The sequence below is a fragment of the Mobilisporobacter senegalensis genome (assembly GCF_003752155.1).
GTDB lineage: Bacteria > Bacillota > Clostridia > Lachnospirales > Lachnospiraceae > Mobilisporobacter > Mobilisporobacter senegalensis.
Genome location: NZ_RJVG01000001.1, coordinates 236,085 through 249,667, shown reverse-complemented (window position 1 = coordinate 249,667; position 13,583 = coordinate 236,085). Strand labels below are relative to the sequence as shown.

Below are 13,583 nucleotides of genomic sequence, written 5' to 3'. Positions count from 1 at the left end.
ATGCATAATGATATATGTGAAAAGCAGTTATTGGAAGAACTACGTCATGAAATCGTGGTGACAATGAGTGGAGATTCTTTGGAAGATGTAACAGGAAAGATTTTTCAGAGTATGCGTAAGCAGATATTCATTGATATCATGAAACCAATTATTCAGATGGAAGCAGAAGAAGTTTATTTTCAGAAAGTGGATGTAAAACGGAAGACAGAACATTTTATGTTTTTTTTCTGGCCACGGGAGAAAGTGACATATACAATTACTGCCAAGATCGTAGTAAAAGTAAAATATCTAGATATTATAAAGGAGGATCTATAGATGTTAGAGATTATTATTTATTCATTGGTTATTGGGGCTTTAGGTGGAGGCTGTATTGCTGCTGGCGCGGCTCGTATGTTTCATGCGCCTAAGGTACAGGCTATGGGTGCATTCAGAACATTGGGTGAAATGAATGCTTGTAACGGAGATCCGATTGCCCATTTTTCATTTGGTCTGGGCTTCTTCTTCTCCGCAGCAGCTTCTGCTGTTGCAGCTGGTGCGTTGACAGGAGAGGTGCTACATAGAATTGTCCCTAACTGGAGTGCAGCATCTTTACTCGTTAAGAACAAAAATGTGGAAGAGACAGTTTGGAATCCAAGAAAAATGATGTTAGCCGGTTCTGTAGTTGGTGCAGCCGTAGTTGTTTTCCTAAATACTATGGCTCAGTTAATTCCAGAGAAATTATCCCTGATCGCACAAAATGTACTTACTCCTGCTACCGGATGGCTGATCAATCCAGTAATGCCGGCTATATTCTGGCTGGCTGCCATGGATGCGGGCAAGGTTGTTGGAATGTGGGGAACAGTACTAGGTGGTGTATCCGCATTGGTATCTGGAAATGCAGTACCTGGTATTGTACTTGGAATCCTGATTGGAAAATCTGCAGAAGAAAATGGATATAAGAGTAAAATGGTTCAGATATTGATTGGAATCGTAGTTGTTATGTTTATTGCAATTGCTTACTTTAGAGGATTTTTTGAAAAGTTCATGTAGGAGGAAATAAAGATGGAAAAGAAAACATTTACAGAGAAATTTGATGATTTTATGATGAAAGACAGTACCTTTATTCTGCTGGTTATGGGAGCAGCAGCGGCCATATTTGCAGGAACTTATATGTTCATTAAGTTTGGTACTGGTGCATTTAATGAAATATCTATTGTTGCCATGTTAACAGATGGAATGGGTAGTGGGGATTATGCGGCAGCTGCAGGATTTGCAGCCGGATTTCTAATTGCCAGAATACTGGAAGGCCCATTGGTAGGATTGATGGATATTGGGGGCAGTTTAATGACAGGTGTAGGTATCGGAATCCCAGCAGTATTTTTGTCTATGGGATGGAAGTTCCCATTTTCTAACTTCTTTGCAGCATTGGTAGTTGGTGCAGGAATTGGAATTACCATAGGTATTATTATCATGGTCATCCGTAAAGTAGTACCAGAAGGTATGGCGGTAGGCGGAACGAGCATCATGATGGGAGCTGGAAATGCGGTAGGACGTTATCTTGCTCCACTCATCGTAATAGCAGCAGCACAGTATAACGTATATGCAGGAATCGGTGCTGTTATCGGAGCCGCTATTTTCTATAAATGGGGAAAAGAAACAACCGGAGGCGCAATTTTAGGCGCAATGATTCTGGGCGCGATTTTTCTGAAATAACTTGGAGGTATAAAAATGAGCATATATCAGGATATAGGATTGAAGAGGGTAATTAATTCTTGTGGACGTGTAACAATATTGGGTGTTTCTACTTTGAGTGATGAAGTGGCCGAGGCTGCAGTTGCAGGAGGCCAGTCATATGTGGTAATTGAGGACTTGATTAATCGCGCAGGTGAGATTATTTCCGAGTATACAGGAGGAGAAGACAGTTGTGTGGCATCCTGTGCTTCTGCCGCAATTTGTCTCACAGTAGCCGGATTAATCTCGAAAGGGAAAAAATCCATTATGGATCGTCTCCCAGATTCGAAAGGAGTACCTAATGAGATTATTCTTCAGAAAGGACATAGTATCGAATTTGGGGCGCCTATATCAACGATGCTCAGACTTGGCGGAGGAGTGCCAATAGAAGTAGGTACAGTAAATGAAATAATCCCGGAAGATATCGAAGAAGCAATTAATGAAAAAACAGTAGCTTTATTATATGTTAAGAGCCACCACTCCGTTCAAAAAGGAATGGTTGATATTGAGACAATGATAGAAATTGCACACCGTCATGATCTTCCACTCATAATAGATGCAGCGGCAGAAGAAGATTTCAGGAAATATATTGCTATGGGAGCAGATCTGGTAGTATACAGCGGGGCAAAAGCCCTGGAAGCTACAACTTCGGGATTTGTGACTGGGAAGAAGGAATATATCCAGTATGCCAAAAAGCAATACCATGGAATCGGACGGCCAATGAAAATTGGAAAAGAAGGTATTATGGGGCTTTTGAAAGCATTAGATCTCTATGAGAACAAAGACATGAAAAAAGAAGTAGAAGAGAATCTTGCAAAAGTGCAGTACCTGTGTGAGGAAATCAATAAGATTCCGGGACTAAAAGCAATTCAGATCCAGGATGAAGCAGGAAGGGCCATTTACCGTACCAGAATTATGGTAGATCCAACAGTGAGTGATAAAAAGATTGGAGAAATCAACAAAGAGCTCCGTGCTGGAGATCCAATCATCTATTGCAGGGCAGAGTTTTTAAATCAGGGACAACTTGATTTTGACCCAAGACCATTGTGCGAAGGAGATAAAGAATTAATTGTAAGCAGATTGAAAGAACTTATGAAGGGATGAAATCATGGGAATAAATTATTATAACAATCGTGTATGCCTGAATGTACTGGCTGGAAATTTAAAGAATGCAGAAGAAATTTATGAAGCAGCAGAAAAGCATGTGGTAGTCGGTGTACTTTCTGCAAGCTATCCGGATATTCCAAGTGCAGTAGAAGATATGAAAAAGTATATGGAAGTTCTGGAAGGAAATCTTTCTGTTGGTCTTGGCGGCGGAAATCCGGCTCAGTGGAAAGCCGTAGCAGATATCGCAAAAGAAGTTAAAGCCAATCATTTTAATCAGGTATTTTCGGCAGTGGGATATACAAGAGCAAATGTAGAGAATGAGACAAGCCATATCAATGCATTAGTATCCCCTTCAGGAACACCAGGCATGGTCAAGATTTCTACAGGACCTCTATCCAAAGACTGTGAAGAACCAGCTTTCATCCCTGTGGACACTGCAATTACTATGATTAAGGAAATGGGTGGAAACTCCATCAAATTCTTTCCAATGAATGGTCTGGAGTGTAGGGAAGAATTGAAAGCAGTAGCGAAAGCCTGTGCCAGACACCATTTTGTTCTGGAACCAACTGGAGGAATCGGTCCGGAAAATTTCCGTGAGATTATGGAGATCATCTTAGAGGCCGGTGTGGAAAAAGTTATTCCACATATCTATAGTTCCATTATTGATAAGGAAAGCGGAAATACAAAGGTTGAAGAAATAAAAAAACTGTTGGCAGTCATAAAAGAATTAGTATGATTTTAGGATAGGTGGATATGAAAGAGTTTAAATATACAATCAAAGATCAATTAGGTATCCATGCAAGACCGGCAGGAATGTTAGTGAAAGAGGCTAAAAAGTTTAAAAGTGTCATTACAGTTGGCAATGGAAATGGACAAAGCGCTGATGTGTCCAGGATGATGAGTCTGATGGCACTGGGAATCAGATGTGGTGATGTAATTACCATAGAAGCAGACGGTGAGGACGAAGAAATTGCCATTGCAGCCATGAAAGCATTGATTACTGAAAATTTATAAGAAATGACCGCTGTGCACAGAAGATGGGTACAGTGGTCATTTTTGTGATTTATTCTATAATTTCAATTTGGAAAAGGCATCTGCAAATGCCGTGTTTACTGATTCTTCTTTCTGGGTTTTCAAGTATTTCTGTACATCTTTTTTATTGACTCCGGCACCTTCTTTTTCTCTTCTGTTCTTGAAAGAGGAGAGCTTTTCTTTGTAGCCGCAGGAACATATAAAGGTTTCATCTTCTCCCTTTTTGATCAGCTCCATCTTCTTATGACAGTTCGGGCACCGGGCGTTGGTCAGTTTTGCAACTGTCTCCCGATAGCCGCATTCCCTGTCCTGGCAGACAAGAAGACGGGCATTTTTCCCATTTACAGATAGCATTCGTTTTCCACAATGAGGGCACTTATTATTCGTCAGGTTATCGTGGCGGAAAGAACCATCACTTTGGCGGATTTCCAGAATTAGCTCCTCTGTATATTTTTGAATGTCATCAATAAAAATACTGCTTTTTCTTTTGCCAAGAGCAATACTGGAAAGCTCCATCTCCCATTTGGCAGTCAGTTCTGGTTTTTTCAGATCCTCAGGAATCAGTTCCAGGAGCTGTTTTCCTTTTGAGGTAATTAAAATTTCGTTCCCCCGTTTTTCCATCAGGAAAGAATGGAACAGCTTTTCAATAATATCGGCGCGGGTGGCTACAGTGCCAAGACCTCCCGTTTCACCAAGGGTCTTTTTTGCCCGGGCATCATCGGAGTCCATATATTTTGATGGATTTTCCATAGCGGAAAGAAGGGTAGCTTCTGTAAAGCGGGCAGGCGGCTTGGTTTTTCCGGTCGTCCCCATAACATTAGAAATGAGCAGCTGTCCCCCTTTTGCTAATTCAGGAAGAGCCTGATCAGATAAACCGCTGCTTAAAGCAGATTCCTCCTCATCTTCCAGGATTTCTGTTTCATAAACAGCTTTCCATCCGGGAGAATGGATGACTTTCCCTTTTGCAACAAAGGTCTGATTTTTAGCAGATGCTTTCAGAGTAGTTTGTTCATATTCGAAAGGGGGATAAAGAACACTAAAGAATCTGCGTACTACCAGATCATAGATTTTACGTTCTTCATTTGTCATATGGTCCAGTTGGACAAATTGTTCTGTTGGGATGATTGCATGGTGATCGCTTACCTTCTTATCGTCCACGAAAGATTTATTGGTCTGAAGTGGTTTTGTGATCAATTGACCGGCCAGTTTCCTGTAAGGTCCTGTGCTGCATGCCTGCAATCGCTCCTTCAATGTAGGAACGATATCAGAACCGATATAGCGGGAATCGGTCCGTGGATAGGTAAGCACTTTATGATTTTCATACAGACGCTGCATGATATTCAATGTCTCTTTGGCTGAAAAGCCAAACCGTCTGTTGGCATCCCGCTGCAGTTCAGTCAGATCATAAAGACCTGGTGAATAAGTTTTCTTTGCCGATTTATTTATTTCATTTATGGTTAATTTTTCTTGTTCCAGTTCCTTGGACAATGTCTCCATAAATTCTTTCTGAAAACAGCGGAAACTTCCGTTTTTTAAGTTCTGCCAGGTCCATTTGATGCTCCCTGCCATACATTCGATTCCATAATATTCTTCAGGGCGGAAGTTTTTGATCTCTTCTTCCCGTCTGGCGATCATGGCCAAAGTAGGAGTCTGTACACGTCCGCAGGATAAACTGGCATTATATTTGCAGGTCAGGGCACGGGTCCCGTTAATTCCCACCAGCCAGTCAGCTTCGGCACGGCTTTGTGCGGCATGATATAAAGAGTTGTAGTCACGTCCGTCTTTTAACCGGGCAAACCCCTCTTTAATTGCTTTGTCAGTGACTGAAGAGATCCAAAGTCGTTTTATCGGTTTATGGCAGCCTGATTTTTCAAGAATCCACCTTGCCACCAACTCTCCTTCCCGGCCCGCATCTGTAGCTATGATGATTTCAGAGACATCTTTACGGAACAGCTGGGTTTTTACTGAGCTATACTGCTTGGAAGTCTGCTTGATTACTACAAGCTCCCATTTCTTTGGGATCATGGGTAAATCCTCTATTTTCCACTCCTTATATTTCTTATCATATTCTTCAGGATCTGCCAGGGTAACCAGATGTCCCAGTGCCCAGGTAACAATATATTGATTGCCCTCCAGAGCACCGGGGATTTTTTTCTGGCATTTTAACACCCGGGCAATATCTCTGGCAACAGAAGGTTTTTCAGCTAATATTAATGATTTCATAGATTTTTCTCCTAATTCTAATAGGTATTTGCGAAACTCTTTTCTGTTGTTGCTGATGTTCCCGTGTTCTTAGGCTGTCTGCTACAGTTAGGAGTTTCGCAAATTTCCCTTTCTAAATACTGAATGAAATAAAAGTTATTATTATTAGTTTAAATGATAATAATGCCGAAATCAATAAAAAGGGAAACGAATTTTTGAAGGAATGACATTTTAATATATGCAGGAAAGAGCAGAGTATGTAGAAAGGGCAGACCAGTGAATATTGCTTGATTATTCATATATAAGGTTATATAATGGCTTTTACAATAACTTATAGAGTGGATTTATTGGAATATGACTATAGATTCTTTAGTACTTGCAGGAATATAATAGGTAATTGCGAAACTCCAAAGCATTGGCTATTTGTGATACAAATAATACAATTCCGAAGCGGAAGCTAAGCGGAAGGAGCGTTGGAGCGTAGGAATTTGTATGAGTTGTATCACAAACTTGGAATATTTATTAGTTTCGCAATTACCTATTACAGGAATATAAACAAGAGGGGAAATCAAAATGATAAGAAATATTAACTTTGATGAAATATCTGACGGAAAATTATATGATATAAATGATATGGTAAAGGCAGGATGTAATGACTGCAAAGGATGTTCTGCCTGTTGCCAGGGTATGGGAAAATCAATCGTTTTGGATCCTCTGGATATTTATCGTTTATTGACAAGCTTAAATATTACCTTCGAGCAATTAATGACGGATAAAATTGAACTCAGTGTAGTAGATGGAATTATCCTGCCTAATCTTAAGATGTCAGGAGATTCAGAAAGATGCTCATTTCTTAATAGTGAAGACAGATGCAGTATTCATTCAATCAGACCGGGAATCTGCAGGCTTTTTCCTCTTGGAAGGTATTATGATAATAATTCATTTAAATATTTTCTGCAGATCCATGAATGTAAAAATCAGAACCGGACAAAAGTAAAAGTTCGTAAATGGATTGACACACCGGACTTAAAGAATAATGAGCAGTTTATTATAGATTGGCACTATTTTTTAAAAGATGTACAGGATATCATGAAAGATACCAAGGATGATAGTCTGATGAAACAGATTAATATGTATGTATTGAATAATTTTTATATACAACCATTTGAAGCAAATATAGATTTTTATCTGCAATTTAATGAACGGTTAAATGAGGCTAAGAAATGGATAGCAAGGTTTTAATGTTGCTTTTATAAACATCTGGCACATTTTATCGAAAAAAGTTATAATAAGCAAAAGGGGTGAAATGTGTGATTCTATTAAAAGCAAATCCAGAGATAAAGGCAGTATTTCAAAAAATGATTAATACCATGGGCGAAAAGGTCGTATGGACAGAAGTTTTTCTTATAAATAACAATGATATTATTCTGGCTGGAGAAAAGAAATCGCTATTCTTTAATTTTGATAATAAACGTATCTTTAGTAAATTTGTAGAATTGAATATTAATGAGGAGCGGGTAGATAAGATAGTAGCAAATTCCTTGTTGGAAAACACATTGAATATGATTTTATATGCTTTTGGTAAATGGGGAGAAATTAAAGGACTTAAGGTGGAGACGGAATACGATCAGCTTAACAGGCTGCTTAATAATATTTTAATTGAAATAAATATTGAGGCCAGTCTTACAGATGAGAATTTCCGTTTCTTTAAAAATGGAATATTGATCACATACGAAGAAGTGATTCAATCTATATTAGATAAATCCAAATTAGAAGAAAAAGATAATAAAGAAGAGACACAAGAAAATGAGGAGGATGGAAACAATCCAGAAGAAGAACCGAAAGAGGAAGGATATGCCCTTGGGTTATGGCATAATATACAATGGATATCAGGGCAGTTTTCATTTGGAAAGGTTGAATTAACAGAAGGAGAGCGGGGAAAATTACGATTAGGTAATAATTTTTACGTAGTCAATTATAAATGCCCTGATTGTGGTGAAAAACTATATATGGTAGTTTATCCTGTGGGAAAAGAATTCCGGATAGAAACAGATGAATTGCCTGTTTATATGGCCCGGGCTTATACCTGCAATACCTGTAATCATTTTTATACTCCAAAGCCTCATAAATTGTTGATGGAAGGGGACGTTTATCATCTTATTTTTGAAGATGATAAAGTGGCTTATGAGGACTATCTTGAATTATTGGGCAGATGGGGAGAAAGAACTGCCAATAGCAATTTCAATCTCTATGAATCTGAATACAATAAGAAGCAGGAAGAGGAACCAGAGGAATTAGAGAAGATTAGTAATGAGCTGGAATCTATGACAGAGGAAAAACTTGCAGAATTACAAGACAAAATGGATTCTGGGTTTTATCCTCTGTTAAGTGTGGAGCGATACCATAATAAGATAGACAAAGAGCGAAAGAAAAGAAAACAGAATAGACGGAAAGCCAGAGAAAACGCTGGGATGAAAGAAGGCTTAAAAAGGAAAGAAGTAAAAGAGAAAGCACAGGATTTTAAACGTATCAACAGCAAAGATATAAAAAGACCACGTTTAAAAACCAGTTCTCCATCTATTCAACCTGCTAAAACATTAATGAAGGGATATACTACACCTCCAATAAAAAAGGGAGTAAAACCTTATTTGGAGAGAATAAAGGAAGAAAAGTCAGTAAATGATAATACGAAACCAAGAAATACAACCTCATCCTCTGGAAGGCAGTCCATAGATCAGAAGATGGGAAAGGGACATGAAAAAAGTATAAATCATTCAGCAGCTGATTCAATTTCAAGGTCATCAGATAGTCTTAAGGAAAATTTTCTAAAAGAGATACTGGAAGATATTATAGAAGGAATGCATGATATTTTCGAAATTAAATTAGATAAATTATCATTAAAACAATTAACTGATCTAAAGGCGCTCGTTCAATCAGAACAAAGATTAGATAACAGTAAAAAATATGGTTATATAAATAAGATAGAAAAAAAGCAGACAAAGGAAAAGATAAAGGAACTGAATCAAAAGATTGGATTAAGCCAGGATAAAAGCTATATAGAAATCTTAAGGACCATTGATGACGTAAAGAAGGAAGACTGGGAAGAAAGTGTAAAGAAACCATTTTTGGAATCCTTAATGGAGTATCTCATAAGGAGCGGGGAGAAAGAATTAAAGAATCTGGTTTTAAATATTCCTGAGAATCTTAATAAAAAGCAATATATTCAATTTACAGATAAAATGGAACAGTATAAAGAGATTGACACCAATCGATATAAAAAGATTCTGGATGAGAAACGTGATGGAGCGGAGAAACAAGAAATCATCGCGTTTATCAAACGAGCCAATGCCACAAATCGAACTTCTTTATTTGATCTATTTCATAAAATAAAAGAACAGGATTTTAGTGAAAAAAATCTTTCACCATATTTAGAAGAAATTCATGATAAGATTTATGCTTTGGATGAAGCTGCAATTAAAAAAATATGTCCTGACCCGGCGGAGATTAATTTTGAGGAAGGGCTACGGATGTATGAGGAAATATCTTCTGGAGATTTCCTGCCAGAGCTGAAGGTAAACACCCTTGGACTGATTGACCAGCGGCTTAAGAAAATCAAGATGGATGAATGTGAACAATTGGTTAAGAAACTTAGTAAGGATATGAAGTGGACCAGGGAAGACTTTCCAAGAATTTATTTTTTTGATGTGAGAAAAATGATGAGAGGAAATGGAAATGATGAATCATCCATAACTGTTCATAATGCTCTAAATACATATGCAGTAAACAGAGGGAAATATGAATATCCCATTTTAATCTGTGATACTTCTTCTTCAGGAAATGGAAAAGTAGGATTTGTATTGACTCCGGATCATATTTTCTATAGCAGCCTTATTAGTGCCGATGTGATGAATGTAATGAATGTAAAAGAGGTGTTTGGATATAACGGCTTACTTGGAAAAGGGATTTATGTAGAACATAAACACTCTGGAAGAATAAGAATATCAAAATCAATTAAATCAGTGAAACTAAAATCATTTGGGAAGATTTTAAATGAATTTATTGAGTATCTGAAGGAAAAACCAGAATCCAGGAGTATTTCCTACCTGGCAAAAGAAAAACATACGGTGAAATGTTGTTACCGCTGTGGGTATGTTTATAAAGGCGGCAGTGTATGCCCAAAATGTGGAAGTAAAAACAATAAATAACCGGAAACGATTTTTCTGAAAGAATCTCCTTTATAAATGATACATAGAATATAATAACAAAATCAACCAATGAGGTTATTATGATTATTCATGTAGTCAAACAAGGAGAAACAATTTTTTCAATTGCAGATTATTATAAAGTTAGTGCGGTCAGGTTAATTCAAGAGAATGATTTAATGAACCCCAATAATTTAGTTATCGGCCAGACGATAATTATAGTTTATCCAGAGCAGACACATACCGTAATACAGGGAGAGACCTTACCCGGTATAGCAGACAGGTATAATGTGACCCTCATGGACTTATTGAGGAACAATCCTTATCTTCTGGACAGAGAGTATATATATCCAGGAGAAATTTTAGTGATTCGTTATATTAATGAAAAGAGTGGAAGTATTAAAATAAACGGATATGCCTATCCATTTATTGATAGAAAGATATTAGAAAAGAACCTGCTCTATTTAACTTATTTATCTATATTTAGTTATACAATATCAGCAAATGGCGAATTAAATGATATAGATGATGCAGAACTCATTGATATGGCAAAAGGTTATGGAGTAGCCCCTATTATGGTAATATCAAATGTTACCAGTGAGGGAGCATTTGATAGGGACATCGCACATAATTTCTTGGCGGATAAAGATATACAGGATAATTTAATTGAAAATGTTTCCTCTGTTCTAAAGGAGAAAGGTTATTATGGGTTGAATCTGGATATGCCATATATATTACCGGAAGATAGAGAAAAATACATTGAATTTATTATTCGTCTAATAAGCAGGTTAAAGAGCCAGGAGATTAAAGTTTTTATTACTATATCGCCCAATGCTTTTCAAAGGGATGAAATAACGGATTTTAGAGAGATAGATTATACCAGGGTATCCCAGATAATTGATGGGGTGATTCTTATTTCATATTCCTGGGGATATACTACAGGAATTCCATTGGATGAAATACCGTTTAATTATCAGCAAATACTGCTGGCATATATTGAAACCCAGATACCGTCTGAGAAAATAACTTTTGGTATCACAAGTATTGGGTATATTTTCAGATTCCCATTTATAGAAGGGGTTTCAAGAGCAGAAGCCATAAGTAATGCAAATGCCATACAACTGGCGAGTAATGCAGGTACAGAAATTAATTATAATAAGAATAATCTCACATCTTATTTTTATATATCAAATAGCGAAGATTATTTAGTATATTTTCATGATGGAAGAGGTTTGAGCACTTTTCTGGAATTAGTGTCACAACATAATTTGGATGGGATTGCTTTTTGGAATATAATGTATTTTCTGGCTCAAGAATTTCTCATTATTAATACCCAGTATTACATTGAAAAGGTCATCTAGAAAATTAAATAAATAGTATTAAATGCCATTGATACTTATTAAAAGAAGGTCTACCTTAAAGATTTAGTTTAGTGTAGACCTTCTTTTGTCTGATAGATCACAGGACGATAACTCACGAGGGGTGTGAGTAAAAAAATTGATAATAGTAATTGGAAGGAGTTTTATTTTTACTACATTAATATTTAGGAGTTAAAAATTATGATTTATATGTCGAGGTAAATGGATAAGTCATGTTATTAGTCCAAACGACATTTACGAAGGCGATACGTTATAATAGTTATGAATAATGGTTTGAGGAATTAAATTAATATCTTCTGCCTCTGCAACCACAATCATCTTTGTCGTGTTTTCTCCGACGACTGCCTCGATTGCCATATTTGTCACGTCTATAGTCATCGTCGTCTCTAAAATAATTGTTGTATCTATAGTGTTCATATTTATCCCGATCTCTGTAACGACCCATACCATCCGCTCCTTGTTAAAGTATTGGGAAACCAGTTCCCACTATTATAATATGCACAATATAGAAGATAGTGTCATTCAATTACGAAAATTAGATATTTTTTTATAATTTTGTATTAAATGCTTATATATAGTGGGATAGAAAAGACATTTCCTATAAGCATGATGGAGAATGAGAATTGTATTTGGATTTCTTTGATGATATAATTATTCCTATAAGAAATCTTATAGATTTGACGTAAAAGAAATTTTATATTTATGGGGTTTGGATAGTCTGGGAGTAATTAAATGGGAGGGCAGTATGGAGCAATCAAAGCCAATCGTAACTTTTTACAAAATATTTGGGACATTTTGTCTTGTGGCAGGGATAATTTGCAATATATTGTTCGGAGCCATATCATTTGAAATGATCACGGATGATGTAGATGATTCATTTGGAAGTTTTATAGAGATGTGTATTGGCTTTATAATATGTATGATACTGATTGGTGTTGGTAAAACGTATATCAGTATGGTGTCTGATTTTAAAATATATATGTCCTGGCTGGCTGTTAATAAAACACGTTCTATCAAAAAACTGGCGGACGGCATGGGCCTGACCCAGGAAATTATTATCAGTAATTTAAATCAAATGATAAGTAGTAAGATTTTAAAGGGTGTGTATATAGATATGGAAACAAATCAAATAATATTTTCTGATGATTATATCACTGTAGAGTGCCGAAGCTGTGGAGCGGTCAATAAAATAAAACCTGGCATAGGTACAAAATGTGAACATTGCGGTACATATATTAAATAATACTATTGAGTATTTTACTAAAACTTCACAAGGAGATGATCAAAGTGATAAGCCATATAGCTATTTATGTAGAAAATCTTGAACGTATGAGAAATTTTTATGAAAAATATTTTGGAGGAATCTCCAATAATAAATATCATAATCCAAAAACAGGATTAGAAACTTATTTTGTATCATTTGGGGATGGATGCAGACTTGAATTAATGACAAGACCAGACCTTATACCTCGTGAAAAGGAACGAACCGGTACAGGATATGTCCACCTGGCATTTAGCGTAGGGAGTAAAGAAAATGTAGACAGTATAACAGCACAGCTAAAAAAGGATGGATACGAGGTAATCAGTGGTCCGCGAACAACAGGGGATGGATATTATGAAAGTTGCATTTTAGATCCAGAAGAGAATCAGATTGAGATAACTAAGTAGCATTATAAAAACAAATGGGATAATGTTAGCATCAAGCGTCAAACATTGATATAATTCAATGGCAGGCGCTTTTTTGCATTCTGTTGGAAGATATATATAGTTGTCCTTTATATTGTATTCATATAGAATAAAAACACAACGTATTTTCAACTAAAATTATTCAAATGTAACAAAAAGTTTAAGGATTACAGATATTACAAAAGAATGGTGAATTTACCTAAAAAATGAGTAAAAGTAGATATGTTTTAGATTAAAATGATAAAAATGTATTGACAAAGTGACA

General features: G+C 36.5%; 13 protein-coding genes. 11 read left to right on the top strand and 2 right to left on the bottom strand.

Annotated features, from left to right (window positions below):
- The 6 genes from EDD66_RS01025 to EDD66_RS01000 are packed head-to-tail and all read left to right on the top strand — an operon-like array spanning position 1 to position 3,831.
- Complete coding sequence (locus tag EDD66_RS01025) at positions 1-315, top strand: DUF4312 family protein (RefSeq protein ID WP_170164202.1); 315 nt, start codon at positions 1-3, stop codon at positions 313-315.
- Complete coding sequence (locus tag EDD66_RS01020) at positions 316-1,029, top strand: DUF4311 domain-containing protein (protein WP_123607685.1); 714 nt, start codon at positions 316-318, stop codon at positions 1,027-1,029. It begins immediately after the preceding gene.
- A 12-nt stretch (positions 1,030-1,041) separates the two neighbouring features.
- Positions 1,042-1,692, top strand: coding sequence for a DUF4310 family protein (locus EDD66_RS01015; protein WP_123607684.1), 651 nt, complete (start codon positions 1,042-1,044; stop codon positions 1,690-1,692).
- 15 nt (positions 1,693-1,707) lie between these two features.
- On the top strand, positions 1,708-2,814 hold the full coding sequence (locus EDD66_RS01010) for a DgaE family pyridoxal phosphate-dependent ammonia lyase (protein ID WP_123607683.1): 1,107 nt from the start codon (positions 1,708-1,710) through the stop codon (positions 2,812-2,814).
- A gap of 4 nt (positions 2,815-2,818) precedes the next feature.
- On the top strand, positions 2,819-3,553 hold the full coding sequence (gene dagF, locus EDD66_RS01005) for a 2-dehydro-3-deoxy-phosphogluconate aldolase (RefSeq protein WP_123607682.1): 735 nt from the start codon (positions 2,819-2,821) through the stop codon (positions 3,551-3,553).
- Positions 3,554-3,570: 17 nt separating this feature from the next.
- Positions 3,571-3,831, top strand: coding sequence for an HPr family phosphocarrier protein (locus tag EDD66_RS01000; RefSeq protein ID WP_123607681.1), 261 nt, complete (start codon positions 3,571-3,573; stop codon positions 3,829-3,831).
- A 54-nt stretch (positions 3,832-3,885) separates the two neighbouring features.
- Here EDD66_RS01000 and EDD66_RS00995 read toward each other — a convergent pair whose 3' ends face one another.
- Positions 3,886-6,072, bottom strand: coding sequence for a DNA topoisomerase III (locus tag EDD66_RS00995; RefSeq protein ID WP_123607680.1), 2,187 nt, complete (start codon positions 6,070-6,072; stop codon positions 3,886-3,888).
- A gap of 552 nt (positions 6,073-6,624) precedes the next feature.
- On the opposite strand from EDD66_RS00995, the gene EDD66_RS00990 reads away from it, so the two are divergent.
- The 3 genes from EDD66_RS00990 to EDD66_RS00980 all read left to right on the top strand — a co-directional run bounded on the left by EDD66_RS00990 (position 6,625) and on the right by EDD66_RS00980 (position 11,614).
- Entirely contained in the window at positions 6,625-7,293 is a 669-nt protein-coding gene (locus EDD66_RS00990) for a YkgJ family cysteine cluster protein (protein ID WP_123607679.1), read from the top strand.
- Positions 7,294-7,361: 68 nt separating this feature from the next.
- A complete protein-coding gene (locus EDD66_RS00985) occupies positions 7,362-10,256 on the top strand; it encodes a hypothetical protein (protein ID WP_123607678.1) in 2,895 nt (964 codons plus the stop codon).
- 80 nt (positions 10,257-10,336) lie between these two features.
- Positions 10,337-11,614, top strand: coding sequence for a LysM peptidoglycan-binding domain-containing protein (locus EDD66_RS00980; protein WP_123607677.1), 1,278 nt, complete (start codon positions 10,337-10,339; stop codon positions 11,612-11,614).
- Between the two features lie 252 nt (positions 11,615-11,866).
- On the opposite strand, the gene EDD66_RS00975 is transcribed toward EDD66_RS00980, so the two are convergent.
- The gene (locus tag EDD66_RS00975; RefSeq protein WP_123607676.1) at positions 11,867-12,082 is read right to left on the bottom strand and encodes a hypothetical protein; all 216 of its coding nucleotides are present in this window, start codon (positions 12,080-12,082) and stop codon (positions 11,867-11,869) included.
- Between the two features lie 295 nt (positions 12,083-12,377).
- Between EDD66_RS00975 and EDD66_RS00970 the strand changes: the two genes are divergently transcribed.
- The gene (locus tag EDD66_RS00970) at positions 12,378-12,875 is read left to right on the top strand and encodes a hypothetical protein (protein WP_123607675.1); all 498 of its coding nucleotides are present in this window, start codon (positions 12,378-12,380) and stop codon (positions 12,873-12,875) included.
- Positions 12,876-12,919: 44 nt separating this feature from the next.
- Positions 12,920-13,300, top strand: coding sequence for a VOC family protein (locus EDD66_RS00965; RefSeq protein WP_279232874.1), 381 nt, complete (start codon positions 12,920-12,922; stop codon positions 13,298-13,300).
- Positions 13,301-13,583: the final 283 nt, after the last annotated feature.